At 60.5% G+C, this 18,927-nt stretch carries 17 protein-coding genes; 8 read left to right on the top strand and 9 right to left on the bottom strand.

Annotation, left to right across the window (positions count from 1 at the left end; all coding sequences use genetic code 11):
- The first annotated feature begins 36 nt into the window (after positions 1-36).
- On the top strand, positions 37-810 hold the full coding sequence (locus PPUTUW4_RS12550) for an enoyl-CoA hydratase (protein WP_007970103.1): 774 nt from the start codon (positions 37-39) through the stop codon (positions 808-810).
- Positions 811-1,023: 213 nt separating this feature from the next.
- On the opposite strand, the gene PPUTUW4_RS12555 is transcribed toward PPUTUW4_RS12550, so the two are convergent.
- From PPUTUW4_RS12555 to PPUTUW4_RS12565, 3 genes are all read right to left on the bottom strand, one after another.
- Positions 1,024-2,175 (bottom strand): acyl-CoA dehydrogenase family protein, encoded by a 1,152-nt coding sequence (locus tag PPUTUW4_RS12555; protein ID WP_007970104.1) that lies wholly within the window; start codon positions 2,173-2,175, stop codon positions 1,024-1,026.
- 3 nt (positions 2,176-2,178) lie between these two features.
- On the bottom strand, positions 2,179-3,285 hold the full coding sequence (locus PPUTUW4_RS12560; protein WP_015094980.1) for an enoyl-CoA hydratase/isomerase family protein: 1,107 nt from the start codon (positions 3,283-3,285) through the stop codon (positions 2,179-2,181).
- A gap of 164 nt (positions 3,286-3,449) precedes the next feature.
- Entirely contained in the window at positions 3,450-4,340 is an 891-nt protein-coding gene (locus PPUTUW4_RS12565) for a LysR family transcriptional regulator (protein WP_015094981.1), read from the bottom strand.
- A gap of 101 nt (positions 4,341-4,441) precedes the next feature.
- Here PPUTUW4_RS12565 and PPUTUW4_RS12570 point away from each other — a divergent pair, with 101 nt between their 5' ends.
- Both PPUTUW4_RS12570 and speB read left to right on the top strand, forming a co-directional pair.
- A complete protein-coding gene (locus PPUTUW4_RS12570; protein WP_015094982.1) occupies positions 4,442-5,533 on the top strand; it encodes a polyamine ABC transporter substrate-binding protein in 1,092 nt (363 codons plus the stop codon).
- A 17-nt stretch (positions 5,534-5,550) separates the two neighbouring features.
- Positions 5,551-6,510 carry an agmatinase gene (gene speB / locus PPUTUW4_RS12575; protein ID WP_015094983.1) on the top strand — a complete coding sequence of 320 codons (960 nt, stop codon included), beginning with the start codon at positions 5,551-5,553 and terminating at the stop codon, positions 6,508-6,510.
- Positions 6,511-6,626: 116 nt separating this feature from the next.
- Here speB and PPUTUW4_RS12580 read toward each other — a convergent pair whose 3' ends face one another.
- A complete protein-coding gene (locus PPUTUW4_RS12580) occupies positions 6,627-7,679 on the bottom strand; it encodes an aldo/keto reductase (protein ID WP_015094984.1) in 1,053 nt (350 codons plus the stop codon).
- A 158-nt stretch (positions 7,680-7,837) separates the two neighbouring features.
- On the opposite strand from PPUTUW4_RS12580, the gene zapE reads away from it, so the two are divergent.
- From zapE to PPUTUW4_RS12595, 3 genes are all read left to right on the top strand, one after another.
- The gene (zapE, locus tag PPUTUW4_RS12585) at positions 7,838-8,956 is read left to right on the top strand and encodes a cell division protein ZapE (protein WP_015094985.1); all 1,119 of its coding nucleotides are present in this window, start codon (positions 7,838-7,840) and stop codon (positions 8,954-8,956) included.
- A gap of 15 nt (positions 8,957-8,971) precedes the next feature.
- The gene (locus PPUTUW4_RS12590) at positions 8,972-9,553 is read left to right on the top strand and encodes a DinB family protein (protein WP_015094986.1); all 582 of its coding nucleotides are present in this window, start codon (positions 8,972-8,974) and stop codon (positions 9,551-9,553) included.
- A gap of 117 nt (positions 9,554-9,670) precedes the next feature.
- Positions 9,671-10,162 carry a GNAT family N-acetyltransferase gene (locus tag PPUTUW4_RS12595; RefSeq protein ID WP_015094987.1) on the top strand — a complete coding sequence of 164 codons (492 nt, stop codon included), beginning with the start codon at positions 9,671-9,673 and terminating at the stop codon, positions 10,160-10,162.
- A gap of 296 nt (positions 10,163-10,458) precedes the next feature.
- Here PPUTUW4_RS12595 and PPUTUW4_RS12600 read toward each other — a convergent pair whose 3' ends face one another.
- The 3 genes from PPUTUW4_RS12600 to PPUTUW4_RS28060 all read right to left on the bottom strand — a co-directional run bounded on the left by PPUTUW4_RS12600 (position 10,459) and on the right by PPUTUW4_RS28060 (position 12,940).
- Entirely contained in the window at positions 10,459-10,668 is a 210-nt protein-coding gene (locus PPUTUW4_RS12600) for a hypothetical protein (RefSeq protein ID WP_015094988.1), read from the bottom strand.
- 153 nt (positions 10,669-10,821) lie between these two features.
- Positions 10,822-12,558 (bottom strand): phosphoethanolamine transferase CptA, encoded by a 1,737-nt coding sequence (locus PPUTUW4_RS12605; RefSeq protein WP_015094989.1) that lies wholly within the window; start codon positions 12,556-12,558, stop codon positions 10,822-10,824.
- A 199-nt stretch (positions 12,559-12,757) separates the two neighbouring features.
- Positions 12,758-12,940 (bottom strand): DUF6026 family protein, encoded by a 183-nt coding sequence (locus PPUTUW4_RS28060; RefSeq protein ID WP_083884563.1) that lies wholly within the window; start codon positions 12,938-12,940, stop codon positions 12,758-12,760.
- A gap of 273 nt (positions 12,941-13,213) precedes the next feature.
- Between PPUTUW4_RS28060 and gnd the strand changes: the two genes are divergently transcribed.
- The gene (gnd, locus tag PPUTUW4_RS12615) at positions 13,214-14,194 is read left to right on the top strand and encodes a phosphogluconate dehydrogenase (NAD(+)-dependent, decarboxylating) (protein WP_015094990.1); all 981 of its coding nucleotides are present in this window, start codon (positions 13,214-13,216) and stop codon (positions 14,192-14,194) included.
- Positions 14,191-15,705: a glucose-6-phosphate dehydrogenase gene (gene zwf / locus PPUTUW4_RS12620; protein ID WP_015094991.1), complete on the top strand. Its 1,515-nt coding sequence runs from the start codon at positions 14,191-14,193 to the stop codon at positions 15,703-15,705. The genes gnd and zwf overlap by 4 nt, the downstream gene beginning before the upstream one ends.
- Positions 15,706-15,804: 99 nt before the next feature.
- Here zwf and nhaB read toward each other — a convergent pair whose 3' ends face one another.
- Both nhaB and PPUTUW4_RS12630 read right to left on the bottom strand, forming a co-directional pair.
- Positions 15,805-17,307 carry a sodium/proton antiporter NhaB gene (nhaB, locus tag PPUTUW4_RS12625; protein WP_015094992.1) on the bottom strand — a complete coding sequence of 501 codons (1,503 nt, stop codon included), beginning with the start codon at positions 17,305-17,307 and terminating at the stop codon, positions 15,805-15,807.
- A gap of 78 nt (positions 17,308-17,385) precedes the next feature.
- Positions 17,386-18,675: a hypothetical protein gene (locus tag PPUTUW4_RS12630; RefSeq protein ID WP_015094993.1), complete on the bottom strand. Its 1,290-nt coding sequence runs from the start codon at positions 18,673-18,675 to the stop codon at positions 17,386-17,388.
- Positions 18,676-18,927: the final 252 nt, after the last annotated feature.

The following is an 18,927-nucleotide window of genomic DNA, read 5'->3' on the forward strand; positions in this document are numbered from 1 at the left end:
CAAGGGATCTGGCCTTATGTGAAACAGGAGTTGTTTATGAGCTACGAAACGATTTTGCTGGAAACCCACGGCCGCGTTGGCCTGATCACCCTCAACCGTCCTCAGGCGTTGAACGCGTTGAACGCGCAGATCGTCAGCGAACTGAACCAGGCCCTCGATGGTTTCGAGGCGGATGCGAACATCGGCTGTATCGTCCTGACCGGTTCGAAAAAGGCGTTTGCCGCGGGTGCCGACATCAAGGAAATGGCCGAGCTGACCTACCCGCAGATCTACCTCGACGACCTGTTCAGCGACAGCGACCGCGTCGCCAACCGCCGCAAGCCGATCATCGCGGCGGTCAACGGCTTTGCCCTGGGTGGCGGTTGTGAGCTGGCGCTGATGTGCGACTTCATCCTGGCCGGCGACAACGCCAGATTCGGCCAGCCGGAAATCAACCTGGGCGTGTTGCCGGGCATGGGCGGCACCCAACGCCTGACCCGCGCCGTGGGCAAGGCCAAGGCCATGGAAATGTGCCTGAGCGGGCGTTTGATCGATGCCGTGGAAGCGGAGCGTTGCGGCATCGTGGCGCGGATCGTGCCAAGCGACGAACTGCTGGACGAAGCGCTGAAAGTCGCGGCGTTGATCGCCAAAAAATCGTTGCCGATTGCGATGATGGTCAAGGAAAGCGTCAACCGTGCCTTTGAAGTGAGCCTGGCCGAAGGCGTGCGCTTTGAGCGTCGGGTGTTCCATGCGGCGTTTGCGACGCAGGATCAGAAGGAAGGCATGGCGGCGTTCATTGCCAAGCGTGAGGCGGAGTTCGTCGGTAAGTAATGCGGCGTCTTTGCTGACGCTATCGCTGGCAAGCCAGCTCCCACAGGGTCCGGGGTGTACACAACATGTGTGAACAACCGAGAACACTGTGGGAGCTGGCTTGCCAGCGATGCCTTTAAGGCTTCAAACCAGTTTACAGCCTAAAGATCGCAGCCTTCGGCAGCTCCTAAAGGGCTTTGTGTAGGAGCTGCCGAAGGCTGCGATCTTTTGCTTTTAAACCAGATAGTTCTTCAGTTCACGGGCAATCACCATCCGCTGAATCTCGCTCGAGCCTTCGTAGATCTGCGTGATCCGAGCATCCCGGTAGTACTTCTCCACCGGATAGTCTTCCAGATACCCGTACCCGCCATGAATCTGAATCGCGGACGAGCAGACCTTTTCCGCCATTTCCGACGCAAACAGCTTGGCCTGTGATGCCTCCGACAGGCAGGGCTTGCCGGCCGTGCGCAGGCGCGCGGCGTGCAGGATCATCAACCGTGCGGCGTTCAGTTGCATGTGCATGTCGGCCAGCAGGTTGGCGATGCTCTGGTGTTCATTGATCGTCTTGCCAAACTGCACCCGGTCACGGGAATAGGCCAGCGCCGCTTCGAACGCCGCGCGGGCGATGCCCAGCGCCTGGGCGGCGATGCCGATACGACCGCCTTCGAGGTTGGACAGGGCGATGGCCAGGCCTTTGCCGCGTTCACCCAGCAGATTGGCTTCGGGGATGGTGCAGTTGTTCAGGGTGACGGCGCAGGTGTCGGATGCGCGGATACCCATTTTGTGTTCAGTGCGGTCAACGATAAAACCGGCGGTATCGGTCGGTACCAGGAACGCCGAGATGCCACGTTTGCCCAGGTCCGGATCGGTCACGGCAAATACAATCGCCAGTTTGGCGCGCTTGCCGTTGCTGACGAATTGCTTGGCGCCGTTGATCACCCATTGGCCGTCGCGCAGTTCGGCGCGGGTGCGCAGGTTGTGCGCTTCGGAACCGGCCTGGGGTTCGGTCAGGCAGAAGCAGCCAATGACCTTTCCGCTGGCCAGGTCCGCCAGCCAGGTCTGTTTCTGTTCTTCGCTGCCGTAGTTGAGCACCGGCCCGCAGCCCACGGAGTTGTGGATGCTCATGAAAGCGCCGGTAGCGCCGTCGCCGGCGGAAATCTCTTCTACCGCCAGTGCATAGGCCACGTAGTCGACATAGGTGCCGCCCCATTCCTCGGGGACCACCATGCCCAGCAGGCCCAGCTCACCCATCTTCGCCACCAGACCGTCATCGATCCAGCCGGCCTTTTCCCAGGCCTGGGCATGGGGCGCGATTTCGCCACGGGCAAAATCCCGGGCCATGTCGCGGATCATCACTTGCTCTTCGCTCAATTCGATATCGTGCATGGCTCAGCCCTCGTTCCGGTCAAAACCGCTGAAGAAGCTCGCCACGTGTTCGGCGTCCAGCGCCTTTAGAGTGGGCGGGTTCCAGCGTGGTGTCTTGTCTTTGTCGATCAGCAAGGCGCGCACGCCTTCGATCAGGTCGCCGCGCTCGAACCACTGGCGGTCCAGGTGCAGCTCAAGGGCGAAACATTGTTCAAGGGGCAGCTCGCGTCCGCGACGGAGCATTTCCAGGGTGACGCCCATGGCCAGCGGCGAGCGGGTTTCCAGCAGGTCGGCGGTGCTGGCGGCCCACGCATGGCTGTCGGCGACTGTGACCTGACGCAGTTGCTCCACAATACTCGGCACGTCGGGTTGGGCGAAGAAGTGGTCGATGGCCGGGCGCAGTGCACTCAACGGAGCGTCGGGCAGTTGCTGCACGGCGAGTGTCGCCAGCAGGCTTTGCAGGTCCTTGAGCGGCGTGTCATGCCATTGGAGCTGGTCGAGTTTTTCGTCCAGTGTGCCCAGCCTGGCGCTTTCGAGGTACCAGTCGGCCAGGCCGCAATACAGCGCATCGTCGGCGCGAATCTGCACACCGCTGACGCCCAGGTAAATCCCCAGTTCACCGGGAATGCGCGACAGGAAGTAACTGCCGCCGACGTCCGGGAAATAGCCGATGCCGACTTCCGGCATCGCCAGACGGCTTTTTTCGGTGACCACGCGCAAGTCTGCACCTTGCACCAGACCCATGCCGCCGCCTAGGACAAAACCGTCCATCAGTGCCAGCACCGGTTTGCGGTAATGGTGGATCGTGAGGTCGAGGGCGTATTCCTCGACGAAGAAATCTTCGTGCAGGGTGTCGCCGTTTTTGAAGCTGTCATGCAGCGAACGAATGTCGCCGCCGGCGCAGAAGGCTTTTTCGCCAGCACCGCGCAGGACCACCGCATGCACGTGCGGGTCTTGGGCCCAGGCGTCGAGCTGGCGCTGCAGGTTGCGCACCATGTCCAGGGTCAGGGCATTGAGGCCGGCGGGGCGGTTGAGGGTCAGGTGACCGATGTGGTTGCGAACCTCGGCCAGCACTTCGTTTTGCATGGCATCCATGGACAGCGGCCCATTCGATGTAACCTGAGCAGTCATCACTAACTCCCTGCTTTTATTGTTCTTTATCGAGATGCTCGCGCGCGAGCGATGGCGGATCGTAACAGTGCAAATTTGCCGTGTACAAGCCGGATAAGTGCAGGTTATCTGTGCATTTTTGCATGTGGATGTCCGGCATTGTTACAGCGTAGACCACGGCGGATTCAGACAAACGCCGCGAGCAGATCCTCTTCGAAGGCCTTCTGCGCATCCCCGGCCACCTGCGCCCGGTGCCGGGCCAGGTGAAACGCGACGTCGAAACTCATGTCGCTGCGCACCGACCGCAGCAATCCCTTGTCTTCCCAGGTGCGGGCAAAGTGGCTGGGCAGATAACCGATATGCTTGCCGGACAGGATGAAGGCGAGGGTGCCTTCGACCTGTTCCGAACGCGCCGAACAGCGCTTGCCCTGAAAAGGCTCGTCACTGCGCAGGAAACGGTAGGGGTGATCGACCCGGTCGCAGGCCTGCAAGTCCTGATCGTCCGGTTGCGCGCTGGTGAACAGCGGATGGCCGGGGGCGCAATACAGGTGCTGGGTTTCAATGAACAGTTCGCGGTAGTCAAACGCGCTTTGCACCTGCGAGAAGTAGCCGATGGCCAGGTCCAGCCGCTGTTGCAGCAGCAAGCGCTCCATCTCGCCGGGCATTGCGCTGATCAACTCGATGCGCACCGATTCGTCCCGTTCACGAAAGCGCCGGATCGCCTCGGCCACCCGCTGCAGCACCGATTGATCCAGGGCTTCGGACAGGCCCAGACGCACTTCGCCGATCAGGCGCCCGGCCACGCCATTGGATTGATGGCGAAAGGCTTCGATGGACTGGAACAAGCCACGGGTGGCGCTGAGGAGTTGTTCGCCCTTGGGCGTGAGCCTGAACCCGCCTTTACCGCGACTGCACAGCCGATAGCCGAGGCGGGTTTCCAGCTTGGCCATCTGCTGGCTGATGCTCGACTGGCTCAACCCCAGCTGGCCCTGGGCGGCGCTGAATCCGCCGCACTCCACCACGCTGACAAACAGACGCAACAGGTGCAGGTCCAGATCATGCAGTTGGCCGAGCATCAAACATTACTCCGTCATAAAGTCAGGTTAATTAACTTGATATTTTACCAATGTATCCGACGACGCATCCTGCAACCACTTCCTCCGGTCAGGTGTTCGTCATGGCTCCCATGTTCAAGCTGTGTTTACCCGCGTTATTCCTTGCCATGGCTGCATCGGCCCAGGCCGAGGACAAGGTGGTCAATCTGTACAGTTGGGCCGATTACGTCGCCCCCGAAACCCTGCAACGGTTCGAGCAGGAAACCGGCATCCATGTGCGCTACGACACCTTTGACTCTTCGGAAGTATTGGAGACCAAATTGCTCACCGGCGGCAGCGGTTATGACGTGGTGGTGCCGTCCTCCAGCGTGCTGGCCCGGGGGCTTGCGGCCGGGGCGCTGAAACCGATTCCCCACGAAGGCCTCAAGGGTTACGCCAACCTCGATCCGGATTTGCTGGAAAAGCTCGCCGCCGTCGATCCCGGCAATCGCTATGGTGTGCCTTATACCTGGGGCACCCTGGGTTTGGGCATGAACGTCGAGGCGCTCAAGCAGCGCTTGCCGGACGTACCGCTCAATAGCCTGGACCTGCTGTTCAAACCCGAGTACGCGAGCAAGTTGAAAGATTGCGGCATCGCCATTCTCGATTCGCCCCAGGAGGTGATCGGACTCGCTCTGCATTACTTGGGTAAAGATCCCTACAGCACCGACAGGAACGATCTGTCAGCCGCCGAGGCGTTGTTGCATCAGCTACAGCCGAGCGTGCTGTACGTCGCCACCGGACGGCAGATCAGCGACCTGGCCAATGGCAGCGTGTGCCTGGCGCTGACCTACAACGGTGACGCGAGCATGGCCGCAGACCAGGCGCGCAAGGCCGGCAAACCCTATGAAATTGCCTACCGGATTCCCAGGGAGGGCACCCTCGTCTGGCAGGACAACCTGGCGATTCCCAAGGACGCGCCGCACCCCGAAGCCGCCCGTGCCTTTATCGAGTTCATGTTGCGCCCCGAGTCCGTGGCGGCACTGACCAACACCCTGTTCTTCGCCACGGCGAACCAGGCCGCCACGCCGCTGGTGGATGAAGCGGTGCGCACCGATCCGGACATCTATCCGTTGGCTGATGTACGTGAGCGGCTGTACGCCGACCGCAGCATGAACCTCAAGGACCTGCGTCAGCGCACCCGCCTGTGGACCACTTTCCGTAGTCGCCAATAACAAAAAAGGAGCCTTCAATGGACGTCCCGATGCAGAACGATCAAGCCCTTACCCGTGACAGCCTCTATGGCACGGCCGCCGAAAGTACCTACGCCGGTATCACCAGTTTCATGCGTCGCCGCTACAGCCGTGACTTGCGCGGGGTCGACGTGGCGGTCAGCGGTGTACCCTTCGACACCGCCACCAGCAACCGCCCCGGCGCACGCTTCGGACCACGGGGCATTCGCGCCGCCTCCGCCGGTATCGCCTGGGAACGGCACTGGCCGTGGACCTTCGACCCGTTCGACCATCTGGCGGTGATCGACTACGGCGATTGCAATTTCGATTACGGTTCGCCGCAATCGACGCCGGAATGCATCGAGGCCCACGCCGAGCACATCCTCAATGCCGGCACGGCGATGCTGACCTTTGGCGGCGACCATTTCATCACCTATCCGCTGCTCAAGGCCCATGCCCGCAAGCACGGGGCATTGTCGCTGATCCACTTCGACGCCCACAGCGACACCTGGCCGGACGAAGAGGGCAAGCGTATCGACCACGGCACCATGTTCTGGCACGCGGCCAGGGAAGGACTGGTGGATCCGTCACGCTCGGTGCAGATCGGCTTGCGCACCACCAACGACGATCACCAGGGCTTTCAAGTGCTGGATGCGCGACAGGTGCATCGCCGTGGCTGCGAAGCGATTGTCGAGGCGATTCGCGCGCGGGTCGGCGATAACCCGGTGTACCTGACCTTCGACATCGACTGCCTCGATCCGGCATTCGCTCCGGGTACCGGAACACCGGTGTGCGGCGGCCTGAGCGCGGTGCAGGCGCTGGAGATCCTCGGCGGCCTGCGCGGAATCAATCTGGTGGGCATGGACGTGGTGGAAGTGGCGCCGGCCTATGACAGTGCGGAGATCACCTCATTGGCGGCGGCGACATTGGCGATGGAGATGCTGTGTCTGTATGCGGCCAGGCATAAGGTTGATAAGTAGTACACGGTCGAAATGTGGGAGCGGGCTTGCTCGCGAAAGCGGTGTGTCAGCCAACAACAATGTCGACTGACCAGACGCCTTCGCGAGCAAGCCCGCTCCCACAGTTTGGATTTGTGTCAGGCGACTGGAACGATTGGCAAGTCGAGCACCTGACCACCACTGAACCGCGCGAACGAACCGGCAATGGATTCGTGCGGAACGCCTTTGGCTACGTCACTGACGCCGTCCAGCCGCGCCAGTTGATCAGTGCTCAACTGCACATCCAGCGCCCCCAACGTGGCATCCAACTGTTCACGAGTCCGCGACCCGAGGATCGGAATCAGCGCCGTGGTTGAGCGTTTGGCCTTTTCCCGCAACCAGGCAATCGCCACATGGGTCGGGCTGGCGTCGAGTTCTGCGGCGACGTCGATCAAGGTGTCGAGCAGGGCGGTTTCGCGGGCGCTTTTTTCTGCATGAATCAGCACGCCGAGCTTGTTCGCGCGGTTGTCGCCTTCGCTGTTGCGATATTTACCGGTCAGGAAGCCGCCACCCAGTGGCGACCACAGCGTCGCGGCCAGGCCAAGGGCTTCGGCCATCGGCAGTTGTTCGCGCTCGGCGGTGCGTTCGGCGAGGCTGTACTCGACCTGGATCGCAGCGATCGGCGCAAAGCCACGGACTTCGGCCAGCAGGTCGGCGCGGGCGATGCGCCACGCGGGGAAGTTCGACAGCCCGGCATAGTGAATCTTGCCGGCACTGACCAGGTCGTCGAAGCCGCGCAGGATCTCTTCCATGGGGGTGACGCCGTCGCTCATGTGGGCCCAGAACAGGTCGATGTGATCGGTCTTCAGTCGTTTCAGGCTCTCTTCGACAGCGCGCACCATGTTCTTGCGGCTGTTGCCCGTGTGGGAAATACCGGCCGCCGGTGTAGTCCCCAGGGTGTATTTGGTGGCGATGATCAGGCTATCCCGTTCCGCTTGGATGAATTCGCTGAGCATGGCCTCGGACTGCCCGCCCTGATAACCATTGGCGGTATCGATGAAGTTGCCGCCGGCTTCCAGGTAACCATCAAAAATGCGCCTGGCTTCGTCACGCTCGGCGCCATGGCCCCATCCGGTACCGAAATTGCCGGCGCCCAGGGCCAGTTCGGACACTCGCAAGCCGGTTTTACGACCGAAAACTTTGTAATGCATGGGACAACTCCAGAGGGATGACGGCAGGATTTATAGATGACTAAAGACATGTATTAAATATGATGGTGATAATTTAAATCGTCAAGGTGCATTTCTTCCCTGCACAAAACCGCCGATCGCCGGTCACGTCATCACTGCGCAATGGCATACTGCCGCCCATGACTATCGAATCCCCCTTAAGCGCCTGGCAGCACGCGATCGAGCAAAAGGGCTTCGTCCAGGACGAGGCCCAGGAGCATGCCGTGTGGGCGCTGCAAAAATGCCACGAAGCGCTGCATGAAGGCCGCTCACCCGTTACCGGCGTATACCTGTGGGGACCGGTGGGGCGCGGTAAGACCTGGTTGATGGACCAGTTCTACCAAAGCCTGCGAGTACCGGCGCGGCGCCAGCACTTTCACCACTTCATGGGCTGGGTGCACCAGCGTTCGTTTCAACTGACCGGCACCGCCGACCCGCTCAAGGCGTTGGCCCGTGAGTTGTCCGAAGCCGTGCGCGTGCTGTGTTTCGACGAGTTGTTCGTCAATGACATCGGCGACGCGATCATTCTCGGACGCCTGTTCCAGGTGATGTTCGAGCAGGGCGTCGTGGTGGTCTGCACCTCCAACCTGCCGCCGGACCAGTTGTACGCCGACGGTTTCAATCGTGACCGTTTCATGCCCGCCATCGCCGCGATCAAGCAACACATGCAGGTGATCGCGGTGAATGGCGCAGAAGACCATCGCCTGCATCCGGGGGCCGTTTCGCAGCGCTATTGGGTGGCTGAACCAGGCAAGCCCGGTGCGCTGGGTGAGGTGTTCCAGGCGTTGAGCGACGGCCAGTCGGAATCGTGCGAGCCGGTCCCGGTCGGTTACCGCTCGCTGGAAGTGGTCAAGGCCAGCCCGACCGTGCTCTGGACCCGTTACGCCGCGCTGTGCGAGCAACCCTTCGCGGCCATGGATTTCATCGCCCTGTGCGATACCTTCGACGCTATTCTGTTGGGGGACGTACCTAACCTCAGCGCGCAAAAACGTGCCGGGCGCATCGCCCGCGGTACCGAGGACGGTGTCGAGCGGGTGGAAGCGGGGGACCGCGAGCTGCCGCAATTGTCGGTGCATGACGACGGCGTAAGACGTTTCATCGCGCTGGTGGACGAGTGCTACGACCGCAAGGTGCCGCTGTACGTTGAGGCCCAAGTGCCGATGGCAGCGCTTTATACCGAGGGTTATCTGGAATTCCCGTTCCGCCGCACCCTCAGTCGATTGCAGGAAATGCAGTTGCAACGGTTTGCCGAAGTCTGATCGGGAGCAGCACACATGAATCAGCCCCTGTCGCACCACCTGCTGACCATGGCTTATCAGAATGCCTGGGCCAACCACCGACTGGCCAAGGCCTGGAGGCAGTTGAGCCCGCAGGAGTTGATCGCCGCCCGGGTCAGCTTCTTCCCCAGTATCCGCGCGACCCTCAACCACATTCTCACCTGCGACTGGTTTTATGTGGATGCGCTGGAGCGCGAAATGCGCGGTGACGATCCGCATCCCGATTGCCGGGTGTTTTTCAAGGAGGACGAACCCTGCCTCATCGCGTCGGACCTTGTTCGTGAACAGGCCCATGTCGACCGCCGATTGATCGCTTACTGCGAACAGCTGCGCGACGCCAGCCTCGGCAAAATAGTGACCATCGCCCGCGACACGCCGCAATACGACAGCCGTTTGCGCCTGCTGTCCCATTTGTTCGAACACCAGATCCATCATCGCGGTCAGGTTCACGCCATGCTCAGCGGCACCACGGTCAAGCCACCGCAACTCGACGAGTTTTTCTGCGCCGGCGAGTCGCACTTGCGAGCCGAGGATTTTGCCGAGCTGGGGTGGACGGAAGCGTTGATCTGGGGAGTTTGATCGCCAAAGAATTACGCGGTGGTGATTGTAGATACCCGGGTGCTCGCGCTATGGTCCGCCGGTACTTCAGCGTGAAATACAGGCTGGGGGCTACTTCATGTGTGATCGAGGATGGAAATGGACTCCGCAGAAATTCTTGTGCTTCAGGCCAGTTACACCAATCCGGTGCATGCCGAGGCTATTTGTCTGGTGTTGAACCACTACGCCGAGGACCCGATGGGGGGCGGCCAGCCGCTGCCAGCCCATGTACTGGAGCAACTCCCGGCAGAGCTTGCCAGGCGCCCCCATGCTTTCAGTGTGTTGGCCTTTGTCGGGGGCGAGCCGGCCGGGCTGGTCAATTGCTTCGAGGGCTTCTCGACCTTTGCCTGCCGGCCGTTGGTCAATGTGCACGACGTGTCGGTGGTGAAAAAATTTCGCGGCTTGGGCTTGAGCCAGAAGATGCTGCAAAAGGTCGAGGACATCGCCCGTCAGCGTGGCTGCTGCAAGCTCACCCTGGAAGTGCTGGAAGGCAATGCCGTGGCGCAGGGCTCGTATGAAAAAGCCGGTTTCGCCGCCGGCATGTTCGACCCGGCCCATGGACGCATGCTGTTCTGGACCAAGAGCCTCTAAATCGACAGAACGTTTTTTGGGCATGCTCCCCTGTAGGAGCTGGCTTGCCAGTGATGGTCGTGAACGATAGCGCGTGTGAACCGGATAAACGCGGTCCCCTGTAGGAGCTGGCCTGCCAGCGATGGTCGTTAACGATGACGCGGGTGAACTGGATGAACGCGGCGCGCTTGAGTCCATCGCCAGCAGGCTGGCTCCTACAGTGTCAGTGTCCCGGAAATGTGTGTAGAACCCAAAAAAAGGGCGTCCATCAGGACGCCCAAACGGTCTTCTGCGACTGTAGAGCCGCAGTCAGAGGATCATTTCGGTCTGTAGGTTTCAGTCATTTGTGCGGTTTGATCGTCAGGCACTCGTAGTTCGGTGCTCTGGATCGGATGGCCGAGGGCTTCTTGCTGGGCCAGTCGCAGACTTTCGAAGTAATAGCGCATGCGTTCGGCTCCACCTTCGGCGAATGCGCTGGTCGAACCCAGCGCCATCAGGCCGGCGAGGATCACGGCGGTGCGTTTCATGGTATGCCTCCCACTAAAGTTGTCGGATGCCTTTCGTCCATGAATCAATGAAGCAGTGTCGAAATGGCATTATCCGCCGATTCGCTTAAATGGGAATTAACTTCACCGCTGGCCGCCCCATGAAAAAGGGGCCGCAAGCGGACCCTGAAAGGATTACTGCTGAACGACCGCGGGTGACGTTTTCGGCTTCATCAGGCTGAAGTCGATCAACGCGCGCTGTTCACGTTCATAGGGGTTGCCGATCATCAATGGCCGGGCCTTGAAACTGTCGCTGACCACACTTTTGCTGCGATCGAGTTCGTCGAAGCTCAGGCCTGCCAGATCGGCCCAGGTGTGGATCAGGTGCGAGCTGCTGTAAGGACGCGACAGATCGCCGGCGAGGTTCCAGTCATGGCCGGCCCGCCATTTCGGCGAAGCCCAGGCCATGAACGGAATGGTGTACATCGGAGCCGTCGGCTTGTTCTCGTTGCGCCCCAAGGTGTTGTGACCCGCGGAATCGAACACGTCTTCGCCATGGTCGGAGAGGTACAGCAGGAAGCCGTTCGGATCGGTTTTGGCGTAGTCCTTGATCAGGCTGGACACCACGAAGTCGTTGTACAGCACAGCATTGTCATAGCTGTTGTACGTCGGCACCTGATCGTCACGTACGCCGGCCGGTACGCCATTGCGGTCCTGGAACTTGTCGAAGGCCTGTGGGTAACGGTACTGGTAGCTCATGTGCGTGCCGAGCAGATGCACGACGATGAGTTTGCGCGGTGCCCCGTCGGCCAGGGCCTTGTTGAACGGTTCGATCACGTCGCCGTCGTACTGCGCGGCGTTCTGGTTGCGGTTGTTGTTCAGGTACACCTGCTCGTCGGCCTGTTCGGAGAAGGTCGTGAGCATGGTGTTGCGCTTGGTCATGGTCTGCTGGTTGGTGATCCAGAAGGTTTTGTAACCGGCCTGTTTCATCATGCTGACCAGCGATGGCGTCGACAGGTACAGGTCCGGGTTTTCTTCGTCGGCGAAGGTCAGGACCTGTTGCAGCGCCTCGATGGTGTAGGGGCGCGGGGTGATGACGTTGTCGAAAACGTCCAGTTGATCCTTGAGCTTGTCCAGTTCCGGCGTGGTTTGCCGTGGGTAACCGTACAGGCTCATGCGCTGACGGTTGGTGGACTCGCCGATCACCAGCACCAGGGTCGCAGGCGTGTTGGCCATGGCGTCCTTGAGGTTGTGCAGCGGTGCAATCCTGCTGGCGCTGTTGAGCATGTCCTGCATGCCGGCCAGGGTTTCCAGGTAACGGTGATAGGCCACGGCCATCTGCCATGGCACCGCCGGCTCGATGCGGGTTTCGAACTTGTCGAAGCCTTCGGCGAAACTGCCGGTGCGCAAGGTTTGCTTGATCAGCGGATAACCGACCACCGCCACGACAATGCCCAGCGCCGCCACGATGGCCTTGCCACGGGGCAGGTACACCGGGCGCAGGCGAGTCCACAGGAAATAGGCAAATGCTGTGTGGGCCAGGAACGCCGGGATCATCCACCAGGCAAAGTACTGGGTCATGTACTCGCCGGCTTCAGCCACGTTCGACTCGAACATGATGAAGATGACGCTCTGGGAGAATTCCTGCTGGTAAATGAAGAAGTAGCCCAGGCTCGCCATGGAGCATGCCCACAGCACGATGCCAATCACGGCGGCCATGACACGGGTCTGTTTGGGGAACAGCAGCATCGGTGCCAGCCAGATCGCGCTCATGACGAAGGCCTGGCGGAATCCGGAAAACCCGGAGGTGCCCGTCAGCTGGATCAACAGTTGGGTAATGCCGGAAAAGTACCAGAAGAATACAAACAGCCAGACAAATCCGGCCCAATCAAAACCTGCCGCAGTCGTTTTGCTGCGTTCGAACAAAGACATTCAGCGCTCCAGCCGAGAATTCACTACCACCGCCGGGACTTGGAAATCGCGGACGACGAACGACGGCCGCACGGAACCGGGCGGCCTGAAACGCGTAATTATCGTGAGACAATTGTGAAAATTTCGTGAGTTGCCGCAGATGGCAGGGCGTGAGCCGGTGCGGAAGCAGTGCAGACTGCTCCCGCTTGAGACGGGGGAATCAGGTGAGTGGGGCGCGTTGCACCGCAGCCAGGGGCTGCGTCTGACCCGTTTGCAGCAGCAGTCGCAACTGCGCCAGCTCCTGTTTCAATTGATCGCGTTCGTCCTTCAACTGGCGCAACTCATCGCGACGGATAGTGACGTAAAGGGTTTGTGCTGGCAGTGCGGTATGTAATGTGCCCATTGCTCACCTCGCAAATGGCGTGTCTCAACTGTAGAGCCGCGTCGTAATCAACGGCTGATCTACTATCGGCGCCGATTTTGATTTCTTTTGCTCCCGAATGGAACTTTTTTATTTTTTATTGTCGTTGTGTCTTCGGCTTGATTCCCGACGTTATCCATCAGGATCGGGCACAATGCCCGGAAACTTCACGCCAACGCTCTGGACTAACCTCATGAGTCGCGTTGGGCTATAACCTTTGACACACTTTTTATTTGTAGTAGGGAGCATCAGCACATGCAACTCGGGATTATTGGACTGGGCCGCATGGGCGGCAATATTGCGCGGCGCCTGATGCTCAACGGGCACACCACCGTTGTTTACGACCGCAATACCGCCTTTGTCGAAGCCCTGTCCGCTGAGGGTTCCACCGGCGTCACGGATCTGCCTGCGCTGGTCGCTGGCCTGGCCAGGCCGCGTGCGGTGTGGGTCATGCTGCCGGCAGGCGCACCGACCGAAGAGACCATCGACACCCTGAGCACCTTGCTCGAAGCTGGCGACACCATCATCGACGGCGGCAACACCTTCTATAAGGACGATATCCGTCGGGCCAGGACCCTGTCGGAAAAAGGCCTGCATTACATCGACGTCGGAACATCCGGCGGCGTCTGGGGTCTGGAGCGTGGCTACTGCATGATGATCGGCGGCGATGCCGCGACCGTTACGCGTCTCGACCCGCTGTTCGCAACCCTGGCCCCGGGCATGGGCGACATCCCGCGTACCAAGGACCGCAAGTCCGACGACGATCGTGCCGAGCGTGGCTACATTCACGCAGGTCCAGCTGGCGCCGGGCATTTCGTGAAGATGATCCACAACGGCATCGAATACGGAATGATGCAGGCCTTCGCTGAAGGCTTCGACATTCTGCAAACCAAAAACAGCGAGAGCTTGCCAGCCGACCAGCGTTTCGACCTGAACGTCGCCGACATCGCCGAAGTCTGGCGTCGTGGCAGCGTGGTGTCCTCGTGGTTGCTCGACCTGACCGCAGACGCCCTGGCCAGTGATCCGAAGCTCGACGGTTTCTCCGGGTCGGTGGCCGACAGCGGTGAAGGTCGCTGGACCATCGAAGCAGCGATGGAGCAAGCGGTGCCGGTGCCGGTGCTGTCGAACTCGCTGTTTTCCCGCTACCGCTCGCGCGGCCAGGGCACCTTTGGCGACAAGGTCCTCTCGGCCCAGCGCTTCGGCTTCGGCGGCCACGTGGAGACCTCGAAAAAATGACCCACGTGATCCGCAGGAAATCCAAGGCTGAGCCTGCACCCGCGACGACGCTGTTTCTGTTTGGCGCCCATGGCGACCTGGTCAAGCGTCTGTTGGTGCCGGCGCTGTACAACCTCAAGCGCAACGGGCTGCTCGGGGATGGACTGCGGATCATTGGCGTTGACCACAACGCCATCAGCGATGAAGGTTTTGCGCAAAAGCTCGAAGACTTCATTCGCAACGAGATGGCTGGCAAGGGTGATCACACCCTTGATCCAGAAGTCTGGTCCAGACTTGCCAAAGGCATCAGCTACGTCCAGGGCGATTTCCTGGACGACAGCACTTATCAAGCGCTGGCGGCGAAAATCGCCGACAGCGGAACCGGCAATGCGGTGTTCTACCTGGCCACCGCGCCGCGTTTCTTCAGTGAGGTGGCGCGCCGACTCGGTGCCGCCGGTTTGCTGGAAGAAACCTCCGAGGCCTTCAGAAGGGTAGTGATCGAAAAGCCCTTCGGCTCCGACCTGCAAACGGCCGAGGCCTTGAATGCCTGCCTGCTCAAGGTGATGACGGAAAAGCAGATCTACCGGATCGATCACTATCTGGGCAAAGAGACCGTACAGAACATTCTGGTCAGCCGGTTCTCCAACAGCCTGTTCGAAGCGTTCTGGAACAATCACTACATCGACCACGTGCAGATCACCGCCGCTGAAACCGTCGGCGTGGAAACCCGTGGCAGTTTTTATGAGCACACGGGCGCGCTGCGGGACATGGTGCCCAATCACCTGTTCCAGTTGCTGGCGATGGTGGCGATGGAGCCGCCCGCCGCGTTTGGCGCCGATGCGGTACGCGGCGAGAAAGCCAAGGTTGTCGGCGCGATCAGACCCTGGACGGTCGAGGAGGCCCGCGCCAACTCGGTGCGCGGTCAATACGCCGCGGGTGAAATCGACGGCAAGGTGCTGCCGGGCTATCGCCAGGAAGACAAGGTCGCACCCGACAGCAGTACCGAAACCTATGTGGCCCTCAAGGTCATGATCGATAACTGGCGCTGGGTCGGGGTGCCGTTCTACCTGCGCACCGGCAAGCGCATGAGTGTGCGTGACACCGAGATCGTCATCTGTTTCAAGCCGGCGCCCTATGCGCAGTTTCGCGATACCGAGGTCGATGAGTTGCAGCCGACATATTTGCGCATTCAGATCCAGCCGAACGAAGGCATGTGGTTCGACCTGTTGGCCAAACGTCCCGGTCAGGCCCTGAAAATGGACAACATCGAACTGGGGTTTGCCTACAAGGATTTCTTCGAGATGCAGCCGTCCACGGGCTACGAAACCCTGATCTACGATTGCCTGACCGGCGATCAGACGTTGTTCCAGCGCGCCGACAACATTGAAAACGGCTGGCGCGCCGTACAGCCGTTCCTCGATGCCTGGCAGCAGGACGCCAGCGTGCAGAGCTATGCCGCCGGGGAAAACGGCCCGAAGGCCGGCGAAGAATTGCTCACCCGTGACGGTCGCGTCTGGCACCGACTCGGGTAATGTGGGAGCGAGCTTGCTCGCGAAAGCGGTCTGTCAGACACTTGGATGTGAATGTGCCGACGCCATCGCGAGCAAGATCGCTCCCACAGGGGCGGGGGATTACAGCCAGTAGCTCACCGCATACCACCCGAGCAAGCCCATGACCACGGTGTACGGCAACGCCATCCAGACCATCCGCCCGTAAGACAGACGCACCAGCGGTGCAATCGCCGAGGTCAGCAAGAACAGGAACGCTGCCTGGCCGTTGGGCGTCGCCACGCTCGGCAGGTTGGTGCCGGTGTTGATCGCAATGGCCAGTGTCTCGAAATGTTCGCGGGTCATCTCACCCGCCATGAATGCGCGCTTCACTTCGGTGATGTAAATAGTCGCGACGAACACATTGTCACTGATGGCTGACAGCAGGCCGTTGGCAATGAACAGCATGCCCGGTTGTTGGTCCGCCGGCAGTGCGAGTACCCATTGGATCAACGGCGAGAACAATTGCTGGTCGTGAATCACCGCGACCACGGCGAAAAACACCACCAACAAGGCGGTAAACGGCATGGCGTCCTTGAACGCGGTGCCGAGGCGGTGTTCGTCGGTGATGCCGGTAAACGCGGTGATCAACACGATCACCATCAAACCGATCAAGCCCACTTCGGCGATGTGAAACGCCAGCCCGGCGATCAGAATCAATGCGGCAGCGCCTTGCACCAGAAGTGCGGCACGTTGGCGGGCGGTGCGCTCGGCATTGTCTTCGGCGGCGTAGTTGGCCAGCACCGCACGGACGTTATCCGGCAGCAGCGTGCCGTATCCGAACCAGCGCAGCTTTTCCAGCAGGACGCATGTCACCAGGCCTGCAACCAGTACCGGCAGGGATACCGGTGCAACCTTGGTGAAGAATTCGTAGAAATACCAACCCATTTCATGGCCGATCAGCAGGTTCTGCGGCTCGCCGACCAGCGTACACACACCGCCCAGTGCGGTGCCCACGGCACCGTGCATCAGCAGGCTGCGCAAAAAGGCGCGGAACTGTTCGAGATCGCCCTGATGCAGGGTCGGCAGATGTTTGTCGTCGCTGTACTCACTGTCCTGGCGCGGGTCGTTACCCGAGGCGACGCGGTGATACACCGAATAAAAGCCTACGGCGGCACTGATGATCACGGCAGTCACGGTCAAGGCATCGAGGAACGCCGACAGAAAGGCCGACAAGAAGCAGAACATCAGGGCCAGCGCGGCCTTGGAGCGAACGCCCAACAGCAGGCGTGAGAACAGGTACAGCAGCAAGTCCTTCATGAAGTAGATACCGGCCACCATGAACATCAGCAGCAGGATCACCGGGAAGTTGTGCAGCAACTCGTCATACAGCGCCTGGGGCGTGGTCATCTTCAGCAGCAGGGCTTCGACCAACAACAGGCCGCCGGGCATCAGCGGATAACACTTGAGCGCCATGGCCAGGGTGAAGATGAACTCCAGCACCAGCAGCCAGCCGGCCGCCACCGGGCCTGCGGTCCACATTACCAGGGCATTGAGAATCAGAAAGCCGACGATGCAGGCCTTGTACCAACGGGGTGAATGCCCGAGAAAGTTGTGCGCGAACGCCTGGGCCATTGAACCGGACATCGGCTGCTCCTTGTTTTAAGAAGCGCGCAAGTTGCCGCAAGCGGGTGAGAAGATCAAGCGCAGGAAAAATGCACGTGCCTACCCCTGATAGCGAGCGATGACCGCCTTGTAGTTTCCATGCAGTGAATAGCCGCCGACGACGATGTTTCCGTTGGCCTGCGCCGCGACACAGGTGGCGGTATCCAGGCTCGGGCCCAGGCGAGTTCGTGTATAGCCGCTGCCTTTGCCGAAACGGCGATCGGGAAGGCCGTTGGGCAGGTATCGCCCGACAATGAAGTCTGCATCGATGCCGCCGATGGTTGCGCCCGCCGTCAGCACACCGCCATCGGGCTGTAACTGCGCGGTATTCCACTGGCAGCCGTTGTGGCCAATTACCAGACGCTGCGGCTGGCCGCCGTTGCAGTGGTTGTCGGGGCGGCCGTTGCTGTGCATCTTGAAAGTCAGGCAGTGCATCGGTTCGCGACTGCTGCCAAAACACAAGACGTCGCCGTTGATTTGCTGGACCACCTGACTGACCCGGGCGCCATGCCCACGCGCCTTGAACGTCAGGAATCCATCCACGGCAAAACTGTCGTCGAGGCGGCCGTCGGCGTGGTAGCGCGCCAGCAAGCCTTCTTCAGGAAAGTTGATCGACCCACCCACCAGAACCCGGCCGTCACCTTGTACCGTCAGACTGCTGAGCCAGGTATTCATCAGCAGGTGCCGGACCACCACAAAGCCACGGCCATTGAACGAGCAGTCCAGCGAGCCTTCGACATCCAACCGTATCAACAGGCCCACGTGATCGGCCTGTTCGAAGTGATGGTTGGCCAGAATCAGGATCCGGCCGTCTCGCTGTACGCCGACATCGCAGGCTTCAGCGCCCGGCACACCGGGAGGCAGCCAGATATCGCGCATACCGAGAGACAGACCACCAGGCAATCGCACGACGCGGCGGCCATTATCGCCAAAGCTTTCAACCAGGCGCCCCTCTTGATCGAACAATGCCAGACCCGGGAGCGTGCGGTGTGCGTTATCGTATTGCAGGCCAGCCAACAGGATATTGCCGTCGGGCATGACCAGAACTTTGGCGCCCATGGCTTCGAATCCGGGTTCGAATTGCCCGATGACACTGCCTTGCCTGCCGAACGCAAGGTCTGCCGAACCATCCTCCAGCAAGCGTGCCAGGCCAAAGCGGCTGCCCTCGGCCATGACGACCTTTGCCGCCACCAGCATACGGCCCCGGGCATCGATTGCGACGTCGTTGGCCATGCTGCAAAGGCTGTCGGCGAAATACACCTGGGTTTTGCCGTTGCCTGCAAACGTCGTATCGAGAGTGCCGGCAGTGTTCCGGACGGCGGGGCGGGCAATGGCGGACTGGATTGGCATGAACCGCATCTCCTTGCGAGTCGTCCTTATCCAGAAGTCTGGGTGGCGACTTTATAAGGAGAACATTCAATCCCTGAATGGGGAGATGCACAACGGTATGAACTAACAGACGGAGAGTCGCTGTGTGCCACAACAGTGTCTTTTCGAACCAATGGCAAGCCTGCAAAGTATCAGGCGCACAAAAGTTCAAACTAACGGGGCAATGAGTGCGTATGGGCGAGAACCATCAGCCCAACTAAAAGGCGGGGGGAG

The organism is Pseudomonas sp. UW4, from assembly GCF_000316175.1.
In the GTDB taxonomy this organism is placed as follows: domain Bacteria; phylum Pseudomonadota; class Gammaproteobacteria; order Pseudomonadales; family Pseudomonadaceae; genus Aquipseudomonas; species Aquipseudomonas laurylsulfatiphila.

Excerpts from the sequence above, each read along its gene's own strand:
- PPUTUW4_RS12605 (WP_015094989.1), bottom strand. The coding sequence starts at position 12,558 with ATGTCTTTGTTCGAACGCAGCAAAACGACTGCGGCAGGTTTTGATTGG.
- PPUTUW4_RS12580 (WP_015094984.1), bottom strand. The coding sequence starts at position 7,679 with ATGCATTACAAAGTTTTCGGTCGTAAAACCGGCTTGCGAGTGTCCGAA.
- speB (WP_015094983.1), top strand. The coding sequence starts at position 5,551 with ATGGACGTCCCGATGCAGAACGATCAAGCCCTTACCCGTGACAGCCTC.
- zwf (WP_015094991.1), top strand. The coding sequence starts at position 14,191 with ATGACCCACGTGATCCGCAGGAAATCCAAGGCTGAGCCTGCACCCGCG.
- PPUTUW4_RS12555 (WP_007970104.1), bottom strand. The coding sequence starts at position 2,175 with ATGCACGATATCGAATTGAGCGAAGAGCAAGTGATGATCCGCGACATG.
- PPUTUW4_RS12565 (WP_015094981.1), bottom strand. The coding sequence starts at position 4,340 with ATGCTCGGCCAACTGCATGATCTGGACCTGCACCTGTTGCGTCTGTTT.
- PPUTUW4_RS12600 (WP_015094988.1), bottom strand. The coding sequence starts at position 10,668 with ATGAAACGCACCGCCGTGATCCTCGCCGGCCTGATGGCGCTGGGTTCG.
- PPUTUW4_RS28060 (WP_083884563.1), bottom strand. The coding sequence starts at position 12,940 with ATGGGCACATTACATACCGCACTGCCAGCACAAACCCTTTACGTCACT.
- PPUTUW4_RS12590 (WP_015094986.1), top strand. The coding sequence starts at position 8,972 with ATGAATCAGCCCCTGTCGCACCACCTGCTGACCATGGCTTATCAGAAT.
- PPUTUW4_RS12570 (WP_015094982.1), top strand. The coding sequence starts at position 4,442 with ATGGCTCCCATGTTCAAGCTGTGTTTACCCGCGTTATTCCTTGCCATG.
- PPUTUW4_RS12550 (WP_007970103.1), top strand. The coding sequence starts at position 37 with ATGAGCTACGAAACGATTTTGCTGGAAACCCACGGCCGCGTTGGCCTG.
- nhaB (WP_015094992.1), bottom strand. The coding sequence starts at position 17,307 with ATGTCCGGTTCAATGGCCCAGGCGTTCGCGCACAACTTTCTCGGGCAT.
- PPUTUW4_RS12630 (WP_015094993.1), bottom strand. The coding sequence starts at position 18,675 with ATGCCAATCCAGTCCGCCATTGCCCGCCCCGCCGTCCGGAACACTGCC.
- zapE (WP_015094985.1), top strand. The coding sequence starts at position 7,838 with ATGACTATCGAATCCCCCTTAAGCGCCTGGCAGCACGCGATCGAGCAA.
- PPUTUW4_RS12595 (WP_015094987.1), top strand. The coding sequence starts at position 9,671 with ATGGACTCCGCAGAAATTCTTGTGCTTCAGGCCAGTTACACCAATCCG.
- gnd (WP_015094990.1), top strand. The coding sequence starts at position 13,214 with ATGCAACTCGGGATTATTGGACTGGGCCGCATGGGCGGCAATATTGCG.
- PPUTUW4_RS12560 (WP_015094980.1), bottom strand. The coding sequence starts at position 3,285 with ATGACTGCTCAGGTTACATCGAATGGGCCGCTGTCCATGGATGCCATG.